Here is a 25,146-nt window from a genome sequence, read left to right on the forward strand (position 1 = left end):
AATAACAAGGCTGGCTTTTCGAACTGGGCTACTACTTCACGGATCACAAATATAGCTTCCGCTTCCAGTTCCTTTAAATGACTCAGATAATATTGGTGGCTCATCTTCGTTGTATTCTGTTTTTTTAAATTGGTTACAAGACTCACGGAGTCCAGGTAACTTTTGGTAAAATATACTCCATCAACTCCTCGATCGCTTCCTCTACGCTTAGCCTGTCCGTTGGTATAACGATGTCGGCATTCACGGGCGCTTCGTAAGGCGAATCGATACCGGTAAAATTCTTTACCTCTCCTGCTCGCGCTTTTTTATAGAGACCTTTTACATCGCGCTGCTCGCATACCTCCAGCGGAGTATCTACAAACACTTCGATATAGTTCTCGGCTCCTACTATATTCTTTACCTGTTCACGATCTGCATGAAACGGTGATATAAAAGCGGATAGTACCACAACACCGGCATCCAGCAATAACCGCGATACCTCTCCGATTCTGCGGATGTTCTCCACACGGGCTTCATCAGTAAAGCCAAGATCTTTATTGAGGCCCGCACGAATGTTATCGCCATCGAGCAGGTATGTTTTAAAACCGGCAGCATGTAACTGCGCTTCGAGCTGAACTGCAAGTGTAGATTTACCAGAACCTGAAAGTCCTGTAAACCAGATCAACCGGGCTTGTTGTTTTGCTAATGCTTCGCGTTGCTGCTTGCTTACTTTGGTTTTTATGGGATAGATGTGATTCAAAAGACTTCGAATGTTTGAGGTGGAACGAATAGAATGAATTGCTATAGCATTGATCAGCAACAACAATGATGCTTACAACAGGATAAACTCATTGCTGATATTTCTATTCCCTTTACATCCGCGGGGCGGCATGTCTTTAAACATGTACTACCTGAACGATCCATAAACCACTAATCTTGTAGAGTATTGGCAAAGGTAGAACGAATGTGGAAGTCTACAAGAAGATTTGCAGAGATGATGCTAAAAATTTCTTCTGATACAAACAGACGTTTGTAAAAAAGCTGTGTTACTTCAGCGAATAAGCAGAAAGTAAAAAGCTAAAAGCCGAAAGCAATCGTTCATTCCACTTCTGCTTTCAACTTTTAGCTTTAGGCCTTATAGCTTTAATCTCTAGTGACTCGCGGCTACTTCCCAGTGACGCTTCAGCATTTTCAGGAAGTCTTCCATTTGATGAAGCGGAATCATGTTCGGGCCATCGCTTAATGCTTTATCCGGATCAGGATGTGTTTCAATGAAGAATCCATCTACTCCGGCAGCGGCAGCAGCGCGCGCCAGGAACGGAGCAAACTCACGCTGACCTCCCGATGATCCGCCTTTACCTCCGGGTTGTTGTACCGAGTGTGTAACATCAAAGATCACCGGAGTAAATTGACGCATGATTGGAAGTGAACGTATATCTACGATCAAGGTATGGTAACCAAAACTCGCACCACGCTCCGTGAGAAATACATTGTTGTTACCCTCACCACGCACTTTATCAACGGCATACTTCATATCTTCCGGAGCCATGAACTGACCCTTCTTGATCTTTACTGCTTTACCCGTGCGTGCAGCAGCTTTCAGTAAATCGGTTTGGCGACAAAGGAATGCAGGTATCTGCAATACATCCGCTACTTCAGCAACTTCCGCGCATTGATATGATTCATGTACATCAGTTACGATGGGCACTTGCAGTTCTTTTTTAACACGGCTCAAAATTTCGAGACCACCTTCTCTGGAAGGTCCGCGATAAGAACCGGAAGAAGTACGATTTGCTTTATCAAACGAAGATTTAAAAACGTATTGAATGTCGAGCTTCTCGCACAACTCCTTTACCTTGCTGCCGGTCTCCATACAAATGTCGTAGCTCTCTGCGGCACACGGCCCGGCAAACAATACCATACGGTCGCTGCCTACGGTAATTTTATCTGCAATCTTTACTGTATCCTTAAATGTTTCCATGTCTGTCGTTTATACTTTCAAAATTTTTTCAAACTCCCCTTGCGCTGCCAGCACAAGGTCGGCCACTTCGCGCAATACACCATTGCCACCTTTTGTATAGGTCACGAGGTCGACACGTTCTTTTATATAGTCAAATGTATCGGCCGGGCATACACTAAGGCCTGCCAGCTTTAAAACAGGCAGATCATTAATATCGTCCCCTATAAAGGCAACTTCTTTTGTTTTTAATTTATAGTGCTGCACCAACTTCTCGAAGGTCGAAGCTTTATCCAGAATACCCTGGTGACAAAAATCGATCTTTAATTCTGCACAACGTTTTGTAGTCGCACCTGACTCACGACCGGATATAGCACCGGTAATGATGCCGGCTTTTCGTAAGTGACTGATGATCTGGCCATCTTTCACATTAAAGTTCTTGATTTCCTTTCCTGTCTCGTCATAAATGATCTTGCCTTCCGACAATACTCCGTCCACATCAAAAAAAATAGCCTTGATATTGCCGGCTTTCTTTACCTGCTCTTTGGTATACTTTGCTAAAATCTGTTTCAAACGATTGATTTGTTCGGTTTATTCACGGAAATGTGCTCCGAAAATTAGAAAAAGGTTTTTACTTTCAAGCACTCAAACCTTAAACTGTACATGAAAGTTTTCAAGTTTTTGCTCTCTTTCCTGATCACGGCCGCACTGATTTACCTGCTTGATCACAGTTGGATCGTGAAAGGAAACCGACTTCCTCCACTCGGAAAATTCCTCGATCCCTTCCACGGCTTCTGGCAGAATATCGAACCGAAAAGTGATTCTTCCCATACCGAACCTCTCAACATTCCGGGACTGAAAGAACCGGTAACTATAGTGTTCGACAGCCTGATGATCCCGCACATCTTCGCCAACAACGATGAAGATCTGTATCTCGCGCAGGGGTATATTACCGCCAGGCATCGCTTGTGGCAAATGGAAATTCAAACACATGCTGCTGCCGGACGGGTATCCGAAATTGTAGGCTCCATTGCACTGGAGAGCGATCGTGCATCGCGAAGACTCGGCATGGTATATGGCGCTGAAAAAGCATTAACCGGTATGATGAAAAATCCAACCACTAAAATGATGGTGGAGAAATATACCGAAGGTGTAAATGCCTATATCAATTCTTTGGAAGACAAAGATCTACCTTTCGAATATAAACTTCTCGACTATAAACCTGAACCATGGACCACGTTCAAGTGTGCACTGCTGCTCAAGAACATGGCTAAAACATTGTGCATGGGCGATAAGGATATGGAGATGACCAATGCCCTGACTCTTTATGGTAAAGATATAGTGGATCTCCTCTACCCGGATCGCGAACCCGTAGGCGACCCGATTGTTGATAATACCAACGGATGGAAATTTAAACCTATAGCATTTGATACCGTTCCACGTGCTATACCGAACGAACTCATTAATGTAAAAAAAATACCTCCCTCCGATCCTACCACCGGCAGTAACAACTGGGCTGTGAGCGGAAGTAAAACAGCTACCGGTGCTCCTATACTTTGTGGTGATCCGCACTTGAATTTATCCTTGCCATCGCTCTGGTATGTAGTACAATTGCATGCGCCCGGCACCAATGCTATGGGTGCTTCACTGCCTGGCTCACCGGCTATAATTATAGGATTTACGGACTCCGTTGCCTGGAGCGTTACCAACGCGCAACGCGACCTGGTAGATTGGTATGCCATTGAGTTTGAGAATAGCAAGCGCGATAAATATATGCTGGATGGAAAATGGACGGCCACAAAAAAAGTAGTGGAGCAGTTCAACGTGCGCGGAGCTGAGATCTTTTACGATACGGTGGTCTACACGCATTGGGGACCTGTTACGTATGATGAAACTTTCCAGGAGAAAAATAATCGGAAGCAACATGCCTTTCGCTGGATGGCTCACGATGAATCGGAAGAGCTGATGACCTTCTATAAACTGAACCGCGCTAAAAATTACAAAGACTATAGCGAGGCATTGAATCACTACTCCACTCCTCCGCAAAATTTTGTATTCGCGGCTGCTTCCGGAGATATAGCAATGCGCATACAAGGTAAATTTCCGATACGCAGACTATACGAAGGAAAATTTGTGCTCGATGGCAGCAAGACCAGCAACGGCTGGCAGGCCTACATACCGAACGATCAGAATGTGCAGTATAAAAATCCGGCACGTGGCTTTGTAAGTTCCGCCAATCAATACCCGGTAGATGCTACCTATCCTTATTATGTTACCGGTGTTAGCTTCGAAGCCTATCGTAACAGGAGGATCAATGCGGTGTTAACAGCGTCCGATTCGATCACGGTAAATGATATGATGAAATTGCAGAACGACAACTTTAATCTGAAAGCATCCGAAAGTCTGCCGGTATTTTTAAGTCTGCTTGATACAACGCATCTCACACCGGAGGAAGCAGAAGCCTACAAGATTTTAAAATCATGGAACTATATTAATGATAAAGATTCACCGGGTGCAGCATACTATGAAGCCTGGTGGAATAACCTGATGCCACTGACATGGGATGAGTTGGAAAAAAATCAGGTAACACTTTCGCGTCCTACTACCTATAACACGATTCGTCTTATAAAAGAAAAACCCGACCTGAGTTTCTTCGATATAGCAGGCACGCCTGAAAAAGAAACAGCGCGCGATGTGATCCGCAAGGCCTTTGCACTGGGTGTGCAGGATATACGTGAATGGGAAACGAAAGAAGGTAAAGATGCACGATGGGGCGCCTATAAAGATAGCTATATCGGTCACCTGCTGCGACTTGAACCACTCAGCGTCCACGTACTGGCAGGGGGTAATCGCGATATAGTAAATGCACATTCCAAAACACATGGACCTTCGTGGAGAATGATTGTGAGCCTGGAGAAAAGCGGTGCTAAGGCATGGGGAGTATATCCTGGCGGACAATCCGGCAATCCGGGCAGCGCACACTATGTCGATATGCTTGATTCATGGGTGGCCGGTAAATATTATCCCATGCTCTTCATGCACAAATCCGATGCTCCGCCAACAACAACTTCTCTTCAACTTAATCCTGAATCAAAATGAAATTTCTTATACAGGTTATCGCTATTTTTCTTCTTTCCTATATTCTCGAAATGTTTCTGCCCTGGTATAGTCTCGCATTGGCAGCATTTGCTGTGGGCTATCTGTTGAAATCAAGAGTAAATTTTCTCGCAGGATTTATAGCCATTGGAGCCCTCTGGTTTTTCCAGGCATGGATGATCGACTCTCGTGGAGCAAGCGACCTGGCTGGTAAAGTAGCATTGATATTTCCCGTGAAAGAAAAAATCTGGCTCATGACGATCACGACATTTCTCGGAGCGCTGGTAGGTGGGTTTGCTGCATTAACCGGAGCATTGCTCAGGAAGCCGTTGAAACGAAGAGTTTATTACTAGAAAATTTAATATAGTCTTTGCTAACGGTAGTAATTAGCAAAGACTTAACTTCGATCAGAACAAAACCCAATCATTACTTGTATGAGAAACAAGCGTATTTCAGCAGCGCTGATCATCAGTGCTATGGCTCTCGTGTTATGCAGCTTTACCCTGGCAGAGAACTGGGTAGAACTCGGTTCGCGCAAAGTAAATTTCGGACTTGATCGCGATGTCATCAATGTATCGTATCGTGATGGCTACTTCGAAGCGATCAAGATCGTTGTGCGTGGTGGTGCATTGAACATGCACAAGTGTACAGTATACTTTGAGAATGGCGGACAACAGGATGTTGAACTCCGTCATAACTTTGGTAAAGGATCTGATAGTCGTGTTATCGATCTCAAGGGCAACAAGCGATTCATCGACAAGATTGAATTTTGGTACGACACCAAGAACGCAGCGAATCGAAAAGCAGAAGTGATCGTGTGGGGCCGCCGTTGATTTTTACTTTCAATACATAAACAAGAGTATCATAACTCACAAAAAAGTTGGCAGTAATTGCATCGATTCAAAAAACAATTTGAGCTCACGTTGCGATAGTTTACTGCCAACTTATATATTTGCACTTCCTTTTTGAAAAAGGGCTCTTTTTAGATCAGAATCGAGCTTTCTTCTAAAAGAACAGACTCGCAAGGTCTGAACAACTAAGCTAAAATACCTGGAGAGGTGGGTGAGTGGCTTAAACCAGCAGTTTGCTAAACTGCGGTACTGGGCAACCGGTACCGGGGGTTCGAATCCCCCCCTCTCCGCCAACGGGGTTGTGATGTTGTTGACTAAAACAGCGCCATGTTTGATTTTGAAAAACTAGAAGTATACCAGATTGCCAAAACACTGGTAACCGATTCGCTGAAGATCATCTTCTCTAACGAGAAGCTTGATCCCTATATAAAGGATCAGTGGAAGAAAGCATGCATGGATATTTTGCTGAACCTGGCAGAAGGTACTGGTCGTATGACCAGCGCTGATAAAAAGCACTATATCACCATCGCACGAAGCGCTGTGTTTGAATGTGTAGCGATCTTGCAGGTGTTGGGAGAATTAAATTCAATTCCATTAACACAGGCACAAGATCTATACGAGCGATATGAAAAAGTATCCAAGATGCTTTTAGGCATGTATCGCAGTCATTCAGAATAACAACAACTTCAGGAGAACTTGTTATTACAAGGTCCGGTAGCTCAACTGGATAGAGCATCAGCCTTCTAAGCTGAGGGTTCGGGGTTCGAGTCCCTGCCGGATCACTAAAAAAATATTCTGAATATTCGATTCAGAATAAGGTGAGGTAAAGAGAAAATCATATCTTTGCACTCCCTTTAAAGTTCGGGGTGTAGCGTAGCCCGGTATCGCGCTTGGTTTGGGACCAAGAGGTCGTCAGTTCGAATCTGGCCACCCCGACTCATCGACAATCATCTGTCGGTATATCCCCTTAGATCGTATGATTTAAGGGGATTTTTATTTTATCTCATATCAATTCATATCATCTTATTCAATCGAAATGTGCCCTATTCGGTGCCCTACTCTCCTGTACTATATTTAGGGCACAGAATGTTACGTAGTTATATGGGTATCCAAATATAGAATCATATTTTTTTATTCTGTTTGGTGTCATTCGATAATGCTCAACGTGCTGGAGTAATCGTGAGGTAATCAATGCGCTGCATTGATCAAAGAAAAACATTCTAATGGCAGAAGCAATCAAAAAATAAATTCTTAGGTAACGATCGTAAAGAATATATACTTTATGCAAGTTGATTGGACACCGTAACACCAAAACCAAAGGTTCATTGACTTGGGGAGCTCTGAAAATTTATTCGACTTCACAGAAGTATATATTAAAGTTTTAAAATCCGGATTCAGAACTTCTGATATATACTATCAGAACTTACTATAGACTCATCACAGACGTTGAGTATTTCTTGCGCAATCACAAACCAGAAGATCATCATAAGTTCGCAACGCCAATTGGGGCATTCGATACTTTATTTAAAGTTTTCTGCAAGCTTTGATTTCACCTTCATAAACTACAAAGCCATCTCCTTGCACCTGGACTTTTCAACAAAACAAATTTGGACGTTTCAACAAAACCGGTTGCTTTTTTTGGGTTGACCTTTGAGGTATAAAACTTAAAGGAAATGACAAATTCAGCCAACGACAAAACGGTTTTAGTAACCGGTGGTTCAGGATTCATAGCTATACATTGCATTTTAAAATTGCTCCAACAAGGTTATTCAGTTAGGACAACACTTCGTTCATTGGGCCGACAAGATGAAGTAAAACAAATGCTTAAAGTTGGTGGCATCAACTCTCCCGATAGCTATCGGGATAATAAGCTTTCATTTATTGAAGCCAATCTTTCTGAAGACAAAAATTGGAATGATGCCGTTAAAGGCTGCGAATATGTGTTGCATGTTGCATCGCCAACACCTGCGGTTAAATTCAAGCACGAAGATGAGCTGATTAATCCTGCAAAAGATGGCGTGTTAAGAGTTTTGAAAGCATCAAGAGATGCGAATGTAAAACGAGTAGTACTGACTTCGGCATTCGGGGCAATTGGCGTAGGACACAAAAACAGGACAACACCTTATACGGAAAACGACTGGTCAAATCTCAACGCAGATATTCATCCTTATCAGAAATCAAAAACTATTGCAGAAAAAACAGCGTGGGACTTTATTAAAAATGAAAGCGGTAATCTAGAGCTGTCAGCAGTAAACCCTGTAGGTGTAATGGGTCCTATATATGGAGCAGATTATTCCCATTCACACCAAATGATAAAACAAATGCTGGACGGTGTAATTAAAGCATGTCCCCAAATTACCTCCTGTTATGTAGATGTGCGTGACGTAGCTGATTTGCACTTGTTGGCCATGACAAGCCCGAAAGCAAAAGGAGAAAGATTTTTGGCCACCTCCGGAAATGCTTTATCAATGCTTGATGTGGCAAAAATTTTAAAACGAAGATTAGGAGATGCTGCAAGAAGAGTCCCCGACCAAGAACTGCCCAATTGGAAATTAAGAGCAGCAGCGTTGATGAATCCATCCTTGAAAATGCTGGTCACTTTGCTTGGTCAATACATGCAGGCCAGCGGAGAAAAGGCAGGAAATTTACTGAACTGGTCGCCCCGTTCAAATGAAGATGCCATTGTTGCAACGGCTGAAAGCTTAATAAAATTGGGATTAATCAATAAATAAAGATGAAGGTTATTATTACGGGAGCAACAGGTATGGTTGGCGAAGGTGTTTTGTTTGAATGTTTAGAAAATATAAATGTAACAGCCGTGCTGATTGTAAGCCGCAGGCATTACCAGTTGAATCATCCCAAATTAAAAGAATTGCTTGTACCAGACTTTTCGCATTTAGCCGATTTTTCAGAAAACTTAAAAGGTTATGATGCTTGTTTTTATTGTGCAGGCATTAGTTCTATCGGAGTAAAAGAAGATGAATTTAAGCTTATTACTTATGATACTACACTGGCATTTGCCAGGCAATTGTTGCAACTAAACCCGAATATCGTTTTTAATTTTGTTTCAGGAAACAGAACCGACAGTACTGAAAAAGGAAAAGTAATGTGGGCAAGAGTAAAAGGCAAAACAGAAAATGCGTTGATGAAATTACCTTTTAAAAACCAATACAATTTCCGACCAGCAATAATGAAAGGAACTAAAGGCCAGGTAAATGTAAAGACAGTTTATAAAATATTGGCCCCTTTGATCGGCCCGTTCTTTCCTCAAAAAACCTTGACGCTTAAGCAGGTTGGACAAGCAATGATTAATGCTGTATTGAAAGGTTATCAAAAACAAATTTTGGAAGTAAACGATATTGAGGAATTGGCAAGTCTATAATCTATAATTTAACCAATGAAAGAAACAGCTATATCTGCTTGTTACGTAAGTCCATCGCTTTCTACCGAACAGTTTGTGCCCAATCATACTTTTATGTACTTGATTTCTGGTACCATGCTGGCATATGATGGAAGCAAAGAGTATATAATTAAAGCTGGAGATTATGGCATAGCAAGAAGAAATCATTTGGCAAAATACACCAAGCAGCCTGACAACGGGGTGTTTAAAAAAATCTACATTTTATTTGAACAGGAATTTTTGAAAGAATTTAATGATCGTTACAAATTTAAGGTAGAAAATAAAAAAACAGTTGGCGGCATTGTGCCTTTAGGAAAAACAGTTTTAGTCAAAAATTTTATCCAATCGCTGATACCTTATTTCAATGAACAGGGAACAATGGATGAACAGTTCTTGAACGTAAAACGAACTGAGTTGCTTTTAGTATTGCTGAAAGCCAACCCTGAACTAGCAAATGTCTTATTTGATTTCAGCAATCCGGAAAAAATAGACCTTGAAGCATTTATGAATCGTAATTTCAAATTCAATGTAAGCATAGAACGTTTTGCCTATTTGACTGGACGTAGCTTATCAGCTTTTAAACGAGATTTTGAAAAGATATATAATGCCACACCAAGCCATTGGTTGGTGCAAAAACGACTGGAAGAAGCCTATCATCTAATAGACAAGAAAAACAAAAAGCCTTCCGACATTTACCTTGACTTAGGCTTTGAGGACTTATCGCATTTTTCATTCGCATTTAAAAAGCTCTTCGGATATCCACCAACACGACTGACCGAAGCGAAGAAGACCAGCAGCTAGCAGAATGCATGTGCCGGGCGGGGCTCAGTGCTATATTATAATTTCAGCTTCTTATTTTCGTTTCGGTGTATGACACGAGGCATACTTCGTAAATCCGTTACGGACACATGCACCTACTGCAACCATGCTCGTTCCAAGTATATATAGATTTTCTCGCTCTACCTTCTCATTCCAAATGTGTTGGCGTTTTTGTGTCAGTCGCCTCAGACTGCGAACAGATACTTGTAATACACAGACCACCTGATACGAATACTATAGTTATATATCTGATCATTTCATTTGCATCAGATGACTGTTTGTAAACATTACGTGATGCCATATATACTTTCGAAATGAGAGTAATAAAATTACTGTGTCAGATGTTTTTGATTATGGCTGCACTGAGGGATGGCGTGTTTGGCTCGTGACACCGGACAGAGGATTGAACGGTATATTCATGACAGCCAGCGCGTGTTGCTATATTTATCGATAAGGTTTCGGGCTTGTTGTTATCGAAATACTTAATCCTAAATCAAAGGAAGATATCAGCTAAAACACTCAAGCTATAGCGATTGTGATCTGGATCACATTTTTTTAGTGAGTTCGCTCCTTCTCCGGAAGGCTCATTCCAACGCAAATTTGCTCAACACAAAAAATCAATTTTATGGCAATCAATATTTTTGAGCCCGCACAGATTGGCTCGTTGAAATTAAAAAATCGTATTTCCATGGCGCCCATGACGCGCGCGCGAAATGCTGATGGTATACCCAATGAGAACAATGCGTTGTATTACGCACAACGTTCTGGTGCAGGGTTAATCATTACAGAAGGCACAGCTATTTCAGACACTGCGAAAGGAGTTCTTTACATCCCCGGGCTATATACTTCTCAGCAAGTGGAGGGATGGAAAAAAGTAACGCGTGCAGTGCATGAGCATGGCAGTATAATTTTTGCACAACTGTGGCATGTTGGAAGAGTTTCTCACACATCAAATCAGCCTGGAGGAATTGCTCCTGTAGGACCATCAGACATACGGGCAGAAAAATCTCTCGCATGGGGATTCAATGATGATGGTGTTGAGGGATTTGTAAATTCTTCAAAGCCGAGAGCGCTTTCTACCAGCGATGTGAAAGGCGTTATACAAGATTTTGCAAACGCTGCTGTTAATGCTGTTGAGGCCGGGTTTGATGGTGTCGAACTTCATGGGGCTAATGGATACCTGATTGAGCAGTTCCTTAATCCATTCGTAAACAACCGCAGTGACGAATACGGTGGTAATATTAAAAACCGGTCAAGATTTTTACTGGAGACTGTGGACGCTGTTGTTGCAGCTGTTGGCAGCAGCAAGGTTGGCGTTAGACTCACTCCTTACGGTGGCCTGGGCGATTTGCCACATTATGATGAAATCGAAGCCACCTACCAGTATCTCGCAGAGGAACTCGAGAAAAGAAATGTCGCATATATTCACTTGATGGACCAGCAGTCAAAAGGAAGTCATGCATTACCTCAAGGTTTTATCGAACGCTTCCGGTCCTGGTATAAAGGTGTGATCATTCTTGCCGGAGGCATGGACAAAAAGAAATCTGAACTACTGATCAATGCCGGAACAATTGACATTGCCGGATTTGGTGAACCTTTCATCTCAAATCCTGATTTAGTAGACCGCTTAAAAAATGATTGGCCATTAACACCACCGAATCGTGATCTTCATTACGGCCTTGGCCAGCATGGATACACCGATTGGAAGACGTACGCGGAGTTGAACAGGCAGGAAGTAGTTAATATAGTACTGTAGTAATTGAATGGTGTATTCTGTCATTCGTCTACAATTGAAGGCACTCTTTCTGGGGTGCTTTCAATTTTCGCTTGCCAACATGGAACTCAATCATTCTTTTGATCTATCGCGCTGCAAAAGTAATTTATATTGAACAGCACGGCCTGCCAGTAATGAGTATATATACTTATAATTGTACGGTGCTATATTTTGAAAGACCTGGCACCGCAGAGTATTTATCTGTGTCCCCTGTCTTTGTTGGGTATTCTTCACCAACAAAACACCGACTGCAACCAAAGATGGAATGATCCACGGTATAGTAAAACACTTCTCTAATATAGCTAAGCTTTACAAAAAATATATAACTATACCTTTCTCGCACAGAGGAAAACTATATCTCTGTTTTTGCCATATAGATTTTCCCGGAGAGAAGGAATTTTAGATAGACTCTTTAAGCAGTTATTTAGAAACGATACTTACACACTTCTGTAAGCAGTTGTCCAAAATCATAAATCTATTTACCGGCAATTACCTTTCTATGTTGTATTCCCCATTTACTTAACTCGAGCACAACGGTATGTAGAGACTTGCCGTGCTCAGTAATTTCATACAGCACTTTCGTTCGATTATCGTCAGCGGCCCTTCTGCTAACCAATAGATTTGTTTCTAATTCTCTAAGCTCTCTGGACAACATCCGGTCAGTGATCTCCGGAAGGTCGTTAGATAATTCTCCAAACCTCCGGTGATTATGACTCAAAGCTATCAGTATAGGCAGTTTCCATTTTCCGTTCAGCACATATAGTGCGTCAGTAACGGATCGTATCAATCTCTTCACTTCCTTTTGCTTTTCGTTCCTGGCATGTAAGGTTTCCATAGTCACTATAATGAATGATAGTAATATCGATAAGCTGAGTACCTACTTTAGCATAAATATAGTTTAATGCTCAACCAAAAAATGATTATGGAAACCCAAAGTCAAATAAATACAATGGAAATAGCCAATCTTCTCTACAAATATTGTGAGTTTATTGACTCGGGAGATCTCGTCTCTGCTTCATTGTTATTCAGGCACGCAAAGCTAAAATTGATCACATCAAATGAGCTGCAGGATTACAAAGCAATGCTGGCACTATTGCAACAAGCAATTGTCATTTACTCCAATGGTACTCCCAGAACAAAGCATGTGTTAAGCAATCCTATAATTCATATTGATGAAGAAAAAGGAACAGCCTCCAGCCAATCTTATTACACCGTTTTTCAGGCGACTGAAAGTATACCGCTTCAGGTAATTGCCACAGGGCGCTACTTTGATAAATTTGAATATATAGAAGGTCACTGGCGCTTTTCATATCGGGAAAGCCAGTCTGATATGCTTGGAAATATTTCCGGACACATCCGGCTGGATGAAGTTCTTTCGAAGCAGTTAAATACTCAAAATTGAGTAACCCGATCATTTCAAATAGCAAACCCTGTTATCCTGAGTATTTCTACGATACAGTACTATATCTTATCCAGAGTGGCGTTACGCTGAAAAAGTATATCAGTTAAAAAAAAGAACACTGGTTAAGTGCGAATGGAATCCAACGGGAATTACGAATAGATATAATTTGTAAATGTAGCGTGTCTCGCCACTTCATTCACAAGGCTACTGTCATGTAGTTAACTAATTTTTTACTTAGTGGCTTAATATCCGTGAGAGAGCTCTCTTTACAGATCGCTATGCAAAATAATAGGCAAAGGAGATTTAGTTCTCAAGTAACATTTTCCGCTACAGTGGAAATGAAAAAGAAATTTCGATTTTAACCTCGGTGAATATTTTTCGGCTATAGCGGTGGTTTTTTTGCAAAGAAATCACCGGGCAAAGCCTCTTTAATGCTTTGAACTGCGTGCATAATTTAAACCAATCAGCCATTTTTTTTCACACAACCTATATATACAGACAATATATATAGGTTGCTAAAATCACAGAAGCATGCAGGCTAATGATGAATATATAGATAGGTTAAGGAAAGTTATAAAAGACTGTTCGGGAATGCGTGACGAGGACTTTGATCTTTCCATTCCCTACTGGCAACACAAAGTCTATAAAAAAGGAGAGTTCTTTAACGAGTATAAGAATGTATGCAAATACCTTGGGTTTGTGCTGGACGGTGTCTTCAGAATATACCGGTTTCATGATCAGTCAGGCGTGGAAAAAAACATATCTTTTTTTACAAGAGATCAATTCATGTGTTCATTCAAAGGCTTTTTCAGCAAAAACAACTGCGAGTACTATACGCAATCATTGATCAAATCTGAAATCCTATATATCCATTACGACAACCTGCAGCATTTATACAGAATATCTCCTGTTTGGGATCGCTTCGGTCGGGTATTCGCTGAATCATCTTTACTCGACATGATGACCAATACAGAGGCCGTCATGTTCAAAAGTCCGGAAGAACGTTACCAGGAACTGATCAACGTACACCCCGATATTTTTAATTCAGTGCCCCTATACCATATAGCATCTTACCTTGGTATCAAGGGGCCTTCGCTTAGCCGAATCAGAAAACGAATTGTGGCAAATGAAAATTCTACTTTCAATTGAACCGGAAAAAAATTCGATTTTAACCATGGTGAAAATTTTTCGATTTCAGTCGCAGTAGGTTTGCATCGTCTAAAAAATCTTAAACCATTAGACAAGAAAAAAATGAAAAAAATCTTATTACCATTAATGCTTTTAGTTGCTTCTGCAGCATTGTTTTCGTGTGACAATAATGACGATCCAACAACAGTAAAAAAGAACTATGTTATTGTGCCCGGAGCATGGTCTGGACCTAATGTGTGGGCCAATGTTAAAGCAAATCTTGAAAAATCCGGTAACACAGTTATAGTAGTACAATTACCAGCTCACGGTTCAGATCAGACAGCTCCTCAGGATTTAACGATGGATATTTACAGAGACGCAGTAATCAGTGCTATGAATACTGTAAGTGGCCAGGTTATACTCGTTGGCCACAGCATGGGTGGTGTGGTAATTTCGGCAGTCGCAGAAAAAGTACCTACCAAAATTGAAAAGCTCGTGTATGTTGCCGCGTTCGTTCCATTGTCGGGACAATCCATGATTGATTTAGCACAGACTGATACCACTTCTGTTACCGGCAAACATCTTGATACTGATTACAAAACAATAATTGATGTCCAACAAGATTGGATTATCCCAGGCTTTATACAGGATGGAACCGATGATGAAAAACAACTGACTCTCACAAACTATAAGACAGAACCTTTCGTGCCACTCACGAATCCAGTTACGTTGACCGCTGCTAATTATGGCTCAGTACCGAAAGTTTACATCAAAACTTTAATTGACCAGACAGTAACTCCGAACCTGCAAAAACGCATGTTGGCAGCAACACCAGCGTTTCAAGCAACCTATAAGATAAATACCAGCCATAGCCCCTTCCTTGTAAAACCAGATTCGGTTGCTATCCTGCTGACCAATATCGCCAAGTAACATTCACTATAAAGTAATTCACCATCAATCAAATATTGAATTATGAAACGTACAGCAAAAGCACATTGGAAAGGTACGCTGCAGGAAGGTCTTGGTGAAATCAGTACACCAAGCACCGTGCTGAATGAAACCCGGTATTCATTCAAAACTCGTTTTGCCGATGGTATAGGCACCAATCCGGAAGAATTGATTGCAGCTGCACATGCAGGATGTTTTTCTATGGCTCTCAGTGCCACGCTAGAACATCACGGCATCACGGCAAACGACATCCATACTACAGCTATTGTAGATCTTGATATGCAGGCATTAAGCATCACGGGTATACATCTGGAATTACACGCCAGTATTATCCAAGGTCTTGATGAATCAAAATTCATTGAAATGGCTGAAGGCGCAAAAGCGCATTGCATCGTCTCAAAAGCATTGAGTGTGCCAATTACATTAGGCATAACCTACGCTTAATAAGCAGACTACCATCATCCCTTCAGCAGTAAATCATGAACTGATGTTCCGCGTACTAAAACTCATCGGATGAATACCGGTGAGTTTTTTATTTGAAATATACCGGAACTATAAAACAAGCGTATGGAAAGGCGCAGCATTATGAAGCTACAACAGCTGGGTATTATAATTATTACCTGGTCGATGTGCGGATTCATCATTTCGGTATACGACTACCTGGTGCTTCATACCCAGATTTCGCTGGGTCCTTCCGAAGTATATTCGTTCGGTGAGTCTGTGATTCGTAATGTGGGTACCGGCTTCGTTGGGGCTGTGCTGGGCGGAAGCTTTATGGTATTTTATGTGAATGTAAAATATGCTGACAAGGCTTATGGGTATACTATCTTTTCGGTGGTTTCATTTTTTCTATTCGTGATGACACTGGTCACGATCATAACCGGATTGATCCTGGTTCCATTACAAACGAATAAAAAACTTTCCGACCCAACTACACAGCAAGCCCTTATTGAATTTCTCAAGGATGAATATGTACTGAAGAATATAATAGCCAGGCTTATCATTGTCGCCCTCACACAATTATTTCTACAGATCAACAGCAAATTCGGATACGGAGCATTCTGGAATATTATCCGCGGAAAATATCAGGTCCCCGTTGCTGAACGCAGGATATTCATGTTCCTCGATCTTAATCAATCCACATCGATTGCCGAACGCCTGGGAAATGAAACATACCATTCATTCCTGAAGGATTTCTTCTACGACATTACCAATCCTGTCCTCGACTGCAGGGGAAGTATATATCAATACGTTGGCGATGAAGTTGTCATCTCCTGGAGAATGAAGGAGGGTGATGAGGCAAATTGCCTGCGATGTTTTTTTCAACTCAGGCAATTTATTGAAACACGAAAAGAAAAATATCTTTCGCGATATGGAATAGTGCCTACGTTCAGAGCAGGCGTCCATTGTGGAGATATAGTCGCGGGCGAAGTGGGCATCGTAAAGCGCGACATCACGTATTCCGGTGATGTCTTAAACACAACATCGCGCATCCAGGGCATGTGCAGGCAATTTCAGGTTGAGCTTGTTGTTTCTCACAATGTTTTACACGGAGTGTCATTACACGATTTAATTGAACCAAGAGAATTAGGTACAATTAAATTAAGAGGAAAGGAAAATGAGCTTTTACTCTATACTATAAAAGGATACAGGAATCTAAGCTGAAATAGTATACACGTTAATTCGTATCACACCTTCCAACTTCTGTATCATCACCACGCATAGTGCCCTCTATAATTTTACATCATTAAAAATTTAAACAATTAAACAAATGCAATCGAACTCAAATACGGGTAATACAGTATTTACCCACGAAACAGTACCAACACAGTATGTTGATGTAAAAGGTAGCAAGTTCGCTTACCGTTCATTTGGAAAACAGGGTGGTATACCCATCATCTTTTTGCAGCACTTTACAGGCACCATGGATAATTGGGACCCTGCGGTTACAAATGCATTGGCAAAGAATCACCACGTTATTTTGTTCAACAACAAAGGCGTAAGTACCAGCAGTGGTAAAACACCAGACTCTGTTGCTGAAATGGCGAACGATGCCCTTGATTTTATTAAAGCACTTGGCTATAGCCAGGTTGATTTATTAGGCTTCTCATTAGGTGGTTTTATAGCACAAAACATTGCTGCCAATCATCCATCATTAGTAAGAAAAGTAGTGTTGGCCGGAACAGGCCCGATAGGCTCAGAAGGAATTACCAATTTAGAATCGGTAATAAACGAAGGTTTTAAAGATGGCCCAGCCAATGCCTTAATCAATCTGTTTTTTACAAAGTCAGAAGAAAGTATAAATGCTGGCAGAGCGTTTATGAAAAGACTTCAACTGAGAACCAACGAAAGAGATACCCCCAGCACAAATGAGACCATCGGTGCGCAGGCAAAAGCCATTATAACTTTCGGCTATTTGAAAGATGATGATCACAAACAACTTTCAGCCATTAAGCAACCGGTTTTAATAGTTAATGGAACATCAGATCTTATTGTACCATCCATTAACTCGTATGTATTGTCACAACATATCATCAATTCCAAACTCATTATCTGGGGCGATGCTGGTCACGGTGGATTGTTCCAGTACCACGAAGATTTTGTAAGAGAAGTAGAAATCTTTTTAAGTAAGTAATCTCCATCATCATAAAATTAAAAGAAGAACAAAATGAAAAATTTAGTAATAGCAGTAACCGTAGCGATACTGTTCTCAACAACTACGGTATCGATAGCACAAGTAAAATCGTATACACACGAAACAGCACCAACGCAGTATGTGGATGTGAAAGGCATCAAGTTCGCTTACCGGTCGTTTGGAAAACAAGGCGGTATACCGATCGTTTTTTTACAGCACTTCACAGGTACCATGGATAACTGGGATCCGGCTATAACAAATGCGCTGGCAAAGAATTATCATGTTATCTTGTTTAATAACAAAGGTGTGAGTACCAGCGGTGGAAAAACTCCTGATGCCGTTGCTGACATGGCGAAGGACGCAGTCGACTTTATTAAAGCGCTTGGTTACAACCAGGTTGATCTGTTAGGTTTTTCACTCGGTGGCTTCATAGCACAAGACATTGCTGTTAACAATCCATCCCTGGTGAGAAAGATCGTATTGGCTGGAACAGGACCGATAGGCTCAGAAGGAATTACTAAATTAGAGTCTGTTATAAATGAAGGATATAAAGATGGTCCAGCCAATGCTTTAGTCAATCTGTTTTTTACAAAGTCAGAGGCAAGTATAAATGCCGGAAAAGCTTTTATGGCAAGACTTCAACAGAGAACAAATGACAGGGATACTCCCAGCACGAATGAAACCATCGGTGCACAGGCGAAAGCAATTATAACTTTCGGCTATCAGAAAGATGACGAACACAAACAACTCCTGGCTATCAGGCAACCTGTTTTAATAGTCAACGGAACATCAGATTTAATAGTACCGTCCATTAATTCGTATGTATTGTCACAGTACATCCCCAATTCTAAACTCATCATCTGGAGTGATGCGGGTCACGGTGGATTGTTCCAGTATCACGAAGATTTTGTAAGAGAAGTAGAAGTTTTCTTAGGAAAGCAGGTTAAAGGCAAATAGGAATAGCAGTCAGGGCAGCACAGCTTTGATAAATGAAAAGCTTGTGCTGCCTCACTCCTGTTTCTGTTATTTTAAAAAATGAAAGTCATGCAGCATTTCAAAACCATAACCGAGCTACACAATACAAACGGTTATCCATCACCAGAAAATCCGCAGATAAGTTTGGTTACTTGTCAGGATTTAAAAGCCTGTACCATTGGCAACAGTAAATTTACGAGTGACTTCTATATGATTGCCTTCAAGAAAATCAAGTCGGGTCATTTCTTATATGGTAAAACAAAATATGACTTTGACAATGGTTCAATGGCATTTGTAAAGCCCAGACAAATTATTGAGATCAGCAATATTGAATTAACAGAGAAAGCATTTATCATCTTTTTTCACGAAGACTATTTACTGAAGCACAATCTTCATTCGGGAATTAAGAAGTATGGCTACTTCGACTATGAAGTTAATGAGGCTTTGCACTTATCGCCCAAAGAGGAAGACATCATCTGGGATATATTTAATAAAATACAATCAGAGTATAACAACAATCAGGACGAATACAGTAAAGATATTATTGTAGCTCATATCGATTCCATTCTTAAATACGCGCAGCGATTTTACAAGCGACAATTTCTGAACCGTACTGTGTATTCAGGTACCATTATTTCCAGGTTTACCGAAATACTAAAATTATACGTTGAAAATGGAAACCTGCAAAGCAACGGGTTGCCCACCGTAAAATATATAGCATCAGAACTGGCAATTTCCAGCCGGTATTTGAGTGACTTACTAAAACAGGAAACAGGGAGAGCAGCCTTGGAGCATATACATATTTTCTTAATAGACGAAGCCAAAAATATGTTAGTGCATACCGACAACACCGTAGCGGAAATAGGCTATCACTTAGGCTTTGAGAACCCACCGTATTTCTCCCGGTTATTTAAAAAAGAAGTGGGTCTTACACCTTTAGAATACAAGAATCAGTTTCTGAATTAGATTAAATATCTGGTATATATATAGGCACCATTGCCACTATAACTACACCTCCGGAAGATTACTATTCGAAGAAGCAACGCTTGCCTCCTGAATAATCATTTCCTTAAACATTCAATAAAGAATAAACGGATAACGATGAAAAAAATAACGCTCCTGTTTTTACTAAATAGTGCCATCCTGTATGCGGCAGCACAGCAGCCTGGCGAACAGGTACTTCAACATACAGTCGAGCTCCAGGGAGATAGTATCGTTTTTCCATTGACCCTGGTTAATGCCTATCCATTTGTATCCGTAGAGGTAAATGGCGTGAAAGGAAAGTTCATGTTTGATACCGGCATTAACTCAGCCATTGATATTAATGACAACGCTATAAATCTGCCCAATAAGAAACCGATAAAAAAGGGGCAGGTTGGCAGCGGACAGTCCTTTATGCGAAACATGAATGACACCATTGCAGAAGTCAGGTTTACGAATGGTTTGACTTACCGTAACCTCTTGAATATCTCCAGTGCTAATTATGATTTTCTTCAGAACAAAATCACGCCCGACTGTATCGGGTATATCGGTCACGATTTTTTTAAGGGGTATATATTTAAACTCGATTACCTAAGAAGGAAGCTCACATTCTATAAAATCACGGAAGAGCGGAAGTCGTCAAAGGATTTCTTAAAAGGTGAAAAAGTATTGGCAATTCTCAACTTTGAAACCAGAAGACTGCCCAATCACCCAATGGTCCGCGTAAAAATTGGGAATGTTGATTTACTTGGTTCATTCGACACGGGGCAATATGGATTACTCCAACTGGATGATCAGGCAGAGAAGGCTCTGAGAAAGAGTTCACGGTTGATCTCTGCCGGCAACGATGGCTACGATGATGCCCTGGTTAATGTCAATGATATTGTTTTAGACGGAAAACTTAAGGCAAGTGTAAAGGGCATTTATCAATTCAACGTTGAACAAACAGCGCCATTTCGAAACGGCATGCAAATTAACGAAGCCAGCTATATATGTTTTGGATACAGGTTCTTCGAGCAGTTCAAAACGGTTTGGGATTATGCTGAAAAGAAAATCTATGTTCTTGAAAAATGATGATGTTATTTTCATTTCACGAAGTCCTATATGGAGCCCAATGGGTGACAAAACCATGGTGATAGTTACTTATAATTCCATATTAAGCGGCGAAGAAGCATAGTATAAATGATGCCTCTACCCTATCGAAAAATGCGGGTAGCAGAGAACGATTTTAACCCAGGTGAAAATTTACGTTGTTCAGGCTTGGTAGGTTTGTAGAAACAAAACAGGCCAAAGGCCAAAAACCAAATGAAATCTATACTCTTAATCACTGCAATGACTGTACTTGGCTTTGCAGCAGCTGCCCAAACAAATTCTAAAAAAAGCGAAACAATCGTATTGGTACATGGAGCCTGGGCCGATGCCTCTGCATGGCATGGTGTTACCCCTCTGCTTCAGGCTAAAGGATATGACGTAATCGAAGTGAATCTTCCTGGCCACGGAAAGGATGAAACATCATTCGCTACGATTACCCTGCAATCTTATGTTGATGCAGTAAAGAAAGCAATCGGTTCTAAAAAGAATGTTATTCTGGTGGGTCATAGCATGGCCGGCCTGGTAATAAGCCAGACTGCCGAATCAATACCCGGTCAAATAAAAGAGCTCATCTACCTGTCTGCTTTCTTGCCACGAAACGGTGAAAGCTTACTTTCTCTTGCAAAGCAGGATCCTGATAGCCATATTGGAAAATATTTACAGATCGATGAAAAGAATGGCACGGCTGTAATAGCAAAAGAAGGAATCGCAGAAGTTTTCGCTCTTGATGCTCCTAAAGAAGTACAAAACTATCTGACCGAAAATACAAAACCTGAACCGTTGGCCCCTCTGGCAACACCTGTTTCTCTTACAGCTGCGAACTTTGGAAAAGTGAAGAAGGTCTATATCTATACAACACAGGATAACGCCGTTAGTTTCAATGCACAAAAAGCAATGGTTAAAAATACTCCTGTAAGCAAAGAGCTTACGCTCACCAGCAGCCATACTTCATTTATTGCTTCTGCCGGCAAGCTTGCTGAGGATATTCTTAATAGTATTAAATGATAAGAATGAATTTCTATAAAATATAAAAACAAAAGCTCACTGAACTAATTTTCAGTGAGCTTTTTGAATTGATACGAATAACCCTCTGCTTATGATCGAGCTAGAACTATTAAAGTCTGCTATACAATCCGCTACAGGTATGGATGATAAAACCTTCGACCTTTCTGTTCCTTATTGGCAATTGAAAGCTTACAAAAAGGGAGAGTTTTATAACGAATACAAGAATGTATGCAAACACCTCGGTTTTGTAATCAACGGAGTATTCAGGATATACCATGTACACGAAGAAACAGCGGAAGAAAAGAATATGCTCTTCTTTACGGAAAGGCAATTCATGACTTCATTCAAAAGTTTCTTAAATCAAACTGAATGCGAGTATCATACCGCTGCACTTGCCGATTCAACAGTTATATATATTCATATAGATCATCTTAATAAATTATACTCACAATCGCATGGCTGGGAAAAATTCGGACGAGTAGTTGCAGAGCATGCATTCAACGATGTGATGTCTAACACCGAAGGATTTCTTTTTAAAAGCGCCGAACAACGATATCTGGAAATGACACAGAAACACCCGCATATTTATAATTCCGTACCACTCTATCACATCGCGTCATACCTGGGTATACAGGGCCCCTCCTTAAGCCGCATCAGAAAAAGAATGTCCGGTAAATAGTATATAAGCCGCCCCCTGTATATTTTACCCCTTCAATCACAAACACTCTAAAGCAACGCAAAGGCGCAATGACTATATATACACGTTATCGTAAAGCGATGCTATAGTATATAGGCCCGGCATTCCGCGCTGATGCATAAATGAACAAACTCCCCTTCAGGAGAATTAAATTTTGACCCATTGCTTGTCATGGTTCTCCCCTATAATTCCTTTGCTTTTTAAAAAGCATTTTGATATATTAGTTATACGAATCGTTGTCTTATGTACCCGTTATTCAAAATATCCAGGATACATCTGTTCAATAGAATCCTGTTGAAAGACCGGCTCACAGAACTGTCAGCGAAAATTGATTCACCACCCAGGTGTTTTGTTTTTCATGTCCCGGCCGAAAACATGAACAGCTTTATTACACTGCTGGAGGAGCACGCGATCAACGCCTACACATTCTTCCCTGCCGGTCATCCTATATCTAAAATCTGATCAGTCGCTCAGTGAATTTGAATAATTCGATCCGGTTGATCTATCATTTTCCGGAAGGAAGGAATTTCAGGTGATGTACCTGGACGCCACTATGCTATTTCAACACGCCAATAATAGCACCAAAGTTCCCATCAAGCTGTTTCCATTTTTGCTCTGGCAAATAAGTACGAGAAACAAAACCATCCAGGTAAAGTGCGTTCCTGCAGCCCATGCTCTTGAAGAACTCGGCAAAGTCATAAAAATTAACTTCCCCTTTAGACATGGCAAAGATCACGCTGTTATCAGGAAGAATGCCTACGCCATTTCTGATATTCAGGTTGACTGACCCTTTCTTAAATGCAGGATGCACTTGTCCGTCAATTAACAACATAGGTCCAGACTGTGTTGCAAAATTAACCTGCCCATTATCTGTAAAATCTTCTGTTCGGCAAACAACGGCGTTATTATCTTTTGTTATATAAAACACTCCATTAGGTTTCAAATAAAAATTACCAGCACCGGTAAGTGTATCAAGAGGGGTCGATATAATACCTCTTTCAATATAAAGTCCTTGCGGAGAATTGTCTTTCATATACATACCTCCGTTCATTGCAAATCTTAGTTCTTTACCCTGAGCTTCAATAGCCGTCTTTAGACTTTGAATGCTTCTGAAAATCTGGCCACTATCATCTTTCCAATACAATTTGATACTCGATGCATCGGTAATAAAGCTTACAAATTTGGAATCATTTTCCTGAGCCGGAGCTGCACCTGTAACGAAGAATAAAAATAGGATGCCGGTAAAAAAACTATACTTGCTTAACATAGATACAGTTGAAATAACTTATTAATTTAACGAGCCTGCTTTGGGTAATTTTGAATTGCCTCATGTCTTTGTTTGTGTTCCTCACCTACAAACCCAACGCCTTTGTGGTGTTCTTCACCAACAAACCACACCCCCCCCGCACAACTGAATAAATAATCTTTCCGGTTAAGCCATCGCGCGTCTGAATCAAAATATACTCTTTACTTCCCGATACGTTTCCTTATCCGGCTCAATGATGGATTGGTAATGCCGAGAAAAGAGGAAATATGATACGCAGGAATTCGCGTGATAATATTAGGATGTTCTTCCAGGAGTTTGATATAGCGCTCTTCGTGCGAAAAGAAAACAAACTGCTCGGTGCGTGTTTGGGCATACGAGAAAAATTGCTCTGCGAGCAATCGTCCGAATTTACTCCAGGCGGGATGTGCTTCGTATAGCGCATTCAAATTGTCATACGATATTGATATAATCTCAGAATCTTCCAGCGCTTCTATAAAATACCAGCATGGATTGCGTGTGATAAAGCTTCTGAACGACACCACGAACTGGTTCTCCGAAAAAAAGAAAAGGTTCTTTTCCTCCTGCGTCTCGTCATCGCGGTAATAGATACGAAATATACCTTTTACCACGAGGCCGAGATCGCTGCAAACCATGCTCTGCATGTTAAAGAAATCGCCCTTCTTTATTTTTCGCGCTCGCCAGAACGGAAGGCTTTTGGCAATGTCATCGTCCTTGAGTGATGCGAATTGTTTCAGGTGTTGTACCAGGGCTTTATCCTTTGTGTCCATGCTGTGTTTGCTATAGTTTTATAATATATCAAACTCCGGCTTGTCTTTATACGTTCTGCGTGGCGCGGTTTATTTTTCGCTGTTGCACAAGCTGGTAAACTACACCGGCTACAAACAATATAAACAAAGAAAGCAAAGTAATGGCAATTATCGGATCGGTTGGTGCCTTTGCCAACGGACTGCCTACCGGCACTCGTGTAAACGTTTCGTTCACCGTAGGCACCAGGGAAAGAAAAAAGCTGAACGACAACCAGAAGATCTCGAAGTATCGTGCGCGTGTATTTCCTTTCCTTTTCGCGTGCAGATAATAGCCCGCCAGCACCAGTACAAAGATGAGCAGGGAAAACACATG

Annotated in this window: 27 protein-coding genes, 3 tRNA genes and 1 pseudogene; 23 read left to right on the top strand and 8 right to left on the bottom strand. The window is 41.1% G+C overall.

Annotated elements, in window-relative coordinates:
- The 4 genes and pseudogenes from VIN08_RS25965 to VIN08_RS25980 all read right to left on the bottom strand — a co-directional run.
- A pseudogene (locus tag VIN08_RS25965) lies at window positions 1-104 on the bottom strand (sulfate adenylyltransferase small subunit); the annotation flags it as partial.
- Between the two features lie 38 nt (window positions 105-142).
- The gene (cysC, locus tag VIN08_RS25970; RefSeq protein ID WP_331971944.1) at window positions 143-739 is read right to left on the bottom strand and encodes an adenylyl-sulfate kinase; all 597 of its coding nucleotides are present in this window, start codon (window positions 737-739) and stop codon (window positions 143-145) included.
- Window positions 740-1,129: 390 nt separating this feature from the next.
- The gene (kdsA, locus tag VIN08_RS25975) at window positions 1,130-1,960 is read right to left on the bottom strand and encodes a 3-deoxy-8-phosphooctulonate synthase (protein WP_331971947.1); all 831 of its coding nucleotides are present in this window, start codon (window positions 1,958-1,960) and stop codon (window positions 1,130-1,132) included.
- A 9-nt stretch (window positions 1,961-1,969) separates the two neighbouring features.
- Window positions 1,970-2,509, bottom strand: a complete 540-nt coding sequence (locus VIN08_RS25980; RefSeq protein WP_331971949.1) for a KdsC family phosphatase — start codon at window positions 2,507-2,509, stop codon at window positions 1,970-1,972.
- A 90-nt stretch (window positions 2,510-2,599) separates the two neighbouring features.
- On the opposite strand from VIN08_RS25980, the gene VIN08_RS25985 reads away from it, so the two are divergent.
- The 11 genes from VIN08_RS25985 (at window position 2,600) to VIN08_RS26035 (ending at window position 11,858) form a co-directional block, all read left to right on the top strand.
- On the top strand, window positions 2,600-5,035 hold the full coding sequence (locus VIN08_RS25985; RefSeq protein ID WP_331971951.1) for a penicillin acylase family protein: 2,436 nt from the start codon (window positions 2,600-2,602) through the stop codon (window positions 5,033-5,035).
- Complete coding sequence (locus VIN08_RS25990; RefSeq protein ID WP_331971953.1) at window positions 5,032-5,385, top strand: hypothetical protein; 354 nt, start codon at window positions 5,032-5,034, stop codon at window positions 5,383-5,385. The genes VIN08_RS25985 and VIN08_RS25990 overlap by 4 nt, the downstream gene beginning before the upstream one ends.
- A gap of 81 nt (window positions 5,386-5,466) precedes the next feature.
- Window positions 5,467-5,865: a hypothetical protein gene (locus VIN08_RS25995; RefSeq protein WP_331971954.1), complete on the top strand. Its 399-nt coding sequence runs from the start codon at window positions 5,467-5,469 to the stop codon at window positions 5,863-5,865.
- A gap of 219 nt (window positions 5,866-6,084) precedes the next feature.
- A tRNA-Ser gene (locus tag VIN08_RS26000) sits at window positions 6,085-6,176 on the top strand.
- A 34-nt stretch (window positions 6,177-6,210) separates the two neighbouring features.
- Window positions 6,211-6,561, top strand: a complete 351-nt coding sequence (locus VIN08_RS26005) for a four helix bundle protein (RefSeq protein WP_331971957.1) — start codon at window positions 6,211-6,213, stop codon at window positions 6,559-6,561.
- A gap of 30 nt (window positions 6,562-6,591) precedes the next feature.
- Window positions 6,592-6,665 (top strand) — tRNA-Arg (locus tag VIN08_RS26010).
- Between the two features lie 80 nt (window positions 6,666-6,745).
- Window positions 6,746-6,819: transfer RNA gene (locus VIN08_RS26015), tRNA-Pro, on the top strand.
- A 737-nt stretch (window positions 6,820-7,556) separates the two neighbouring features.
- Window positions 7,557-8,615, top strand: a complete 1,059-nt coding sequence (locus VIN08_RS26020; protein WP_331971960.1) for an aldehyde reductase — start codon at window positions 7,557-7,559, stop codon at window positions 8,613-8,615.
- A 2-nt stretch (window positions 8,616-8,617) separates the two neighbouring features.
- Entirely contained in the window at window positions 8,618-9,265 is a 648-nt protein-coding gene (locus tag VIN08_RS26025) for an NAD-dependent epimerase/dehydratase family protein (protein WP_331971963.1), read from the top strand.
- A 15-nt stretch (window positions 9,266-9,280) separates the two neighbouring features.
- Complete coding sequence (locus VIN08_RS26030; RefSeq protein ID WP_331971966.1) at window positions 9,281-10,084, top strand: AraC family transcriptional regulator; 804 nt, start codon at window positions 9,281-9,283, stop codon at window positions 10,082-10,084.
- Between the two features lie 643 nt (window positions 10,085-10,727).
- Complete coding sequence (locus VIN08_RS26035) at window positions 10,728-11,858, top strand: alkene reductase (protein ID WP_331971970.1); 1,131 nt, start codon at window positions 10,728-10,730, stop codon at window positions 11,856-11,858.
- 493 nt (window positions 11,859-12,351) lie between these two features.
- Here VIN08_RS26035 and VIN08_RS26040 read toward each other — a convergent pair whose 3' ends face one another.
- Entirely contained in the window at window positions 12,352-12,711 is a 360-nt protein-coding gene (locus VIN08_RS26040; protein ID WP_331971973.1) for a helix-turn-helix domain-containing protein, read from the bottom strand.
- 87 nt (window positions 12,712-12,798) lie between these two features.
- Here VIN08_RS26040 and VIN08_RS26045 point away from each other — a divergent pair, with 87 nt between their 5' ends.
- From VIN08_RS26045 to VIN08_RS26100, 12 genes are all read left to right on the top strand, one after another.
- Entirely contained in the window at window positions 12,799-13,278 is a 480-nt protein-coding gene (locus tag VIN08_RS26045) for a nuclear transport factor 2 family protein (RefSeq protein WP_331971975.1), read from the top strand.
- 591 nt (window positions 13,279-13,869) lie between these two features.
- Window positions 13,870-14,427 (top strand): Crp/Fnr family transcriptional regulator, encoded by a 558-nt coding sequence (locus VIN08_RS26050; protein WP_331971978.1) that lies wholly within the window; start codon window positions 13,870-13,872, stop codon window positions 14,425-14,427.
- Window positions 14,428-14,529: 102 nt separating this feature from the next.
- The gene (locus VIN08_RS26055; RefSeq protein WP_331971980.1) at window positions 14,530-15,336 is read left to right on the top strand and encodes an alpha/beta fold hydrolase; all 807 of its coding nucleotides are present in this window, start codon (window positions 14,530-14,532) and stop codon (window positions 15,334-15,336) included.
- 42 nt (window positions 15,337-15,378) lie between these two features.
- The gene (locus VIN08_RS26060; RefSeq protein ID WP_331971982.1) at window positions 15,379-15,798 is read left to right on the top strand and encodes an OsmC family protein; all 420 of its coding nucleotides are present in this window, start codon (window positions 15,379-15,381) and stop codon (window positions 15,796-15,798) included.
- A 123-nt stretch (window positions 15,799-15,921) separates the two neighbouring features.
- A complete protein-coding gene (locus tag VIN08_RS26065) occupies window positions 15,922-17,019 on the top strand; it encodes an adenylate/guanylate cyclase domain-containing protein (RefSeq protein ID WP_331971985.1) in 1,098 nt (365 codons plus the stop codon).
- A 106-nt stretch (window positions 17,020-17,125) separates the two neighbouring features.
- Window positions 17,126-17,989, top strand: coding sequence for an alpha/beta hydrolase (locus VIN08_RS26070; RefSeq protein ID WP_331971988.1), 864 nt, complete (start codon window positions 17,126-17,128; stop codon window positions 17,987-17,989).
- A gap of 33 nt (window positions 17,990-18,022) precedes the next feature.
- Entirely contained in the window at window positions 18,023-18,946 is a 924-nt protein-coding gene (locus VIN08_RS26075) for an alpha/beta hydrolase (RefSeq protein ID WP_331971991.1), read from the top strand.
- 87 nt (window positions 18,947-19,033) lie between these two features.
- Window positions 19,034-19,930, top strand: coding sequence for an AraC family transcriptional regulator (locus VIN08_RS26080; protein ID WP_331971994.1), 897 nt, complete (start codon window positions 19,034-19,036; stop codon window positions 19,928-19,930).
- A gap of 135 nt (window positions 19,931-20,065) precedes the next feature.
- Window positions 20,066-21,019, top strand: a complete 954-nt coding sequence (locus VIN08_RS26085; protein WP_331971997.1) for a hypothetical protein — start codon at window positions 20,066-20,068, stop codon at window positions 21,017-21,019.
- Window positions 21,020-21,250: 231 nt separating this feature from the next.
- Entirely contained in the window at window positions 21,251-22,042 is a 792-nt protein-coding gene (locus VIN08_RS26090; RefSeq protein ID WP_331972000.1) for an alpha/beta fold hydrolase, read from the top strand.
- A gap of 91 nt (window positions 22,043-22,133) precedes the next feature.
- Window positions 22,134-22,721 (top strand): Crp/Fnr family transcriptional regulator, encoded by a 588-nt coding sequence (locus VIN08_RS26095; RefSeq protein WP_331972003.1) that lies wholly within the window; start codon window positions 22,134-22,136, stop codon window positions 22,719-22,721.
- A gap of 261 nt (window positions 22,722-22,982) precedes the next feature.
- Entirely contained in the window at window positions 22,983-23,201 is a 219-nt protein-coding gene (locus VIN08_RS26100; RefSeq protein ID WP_331972006.1) for a hypothetical protein, read from the top strand.
- A 94-nt stretch (window positions 23,202-23,295) separates the two neighbouring features.
- Here VIN08_RS26100 and VIN08_RS26105 read toward each other — a convergent pair whose 3' ends face one another.
- The 3 genes from VIN08_RS26105 to VIN08_RS26115 all read right to left on the bottom strand — a co-directional run.
- The gene (locus VIN08_RS26105; RefSeq protein WP_331972009.1) at window positions 23,296-24,006 is read right to left on the bottom strand and encodes a phosphodiester glycosidase family protein; all 711 of its coding nucleotides are present in this window, start codon (window positions 24,004-24,006) and stop codon (window positions 23,296-23,298) included.
- Between the two features lie 200 nt (window positions 24,007-24,206).
- Window positions 24,207-24,794 (bottom strand): Crp/Fnr family transcriptional regulator, encoded by a 588-nt coding sequence (locus tag VIN08_RS26110; protein ID WP_331972012.1) that lies wholly within the window; start codon window positions 24,792-24,794, stop codon window positions 24,207-24,209.
- Between the two features lie 46 nt (window positions 24,795-24,840).
- The coding region (locus VIN08_RS26115) for a hypothetical protein (RefSeq protein WP_331972015.1) at window positions 24,841-25,146 on the bottom strand (306 nt) is incomplete at its 5' end.

The organism is Ohtaekwangia sp. (assembly GCF_036568665.1).
Lineage (GTDB): Bacteria > Bacteroidota > Bacteroidia > Cytophagales > Cyclobacteriaceae > Ohtaekwangia.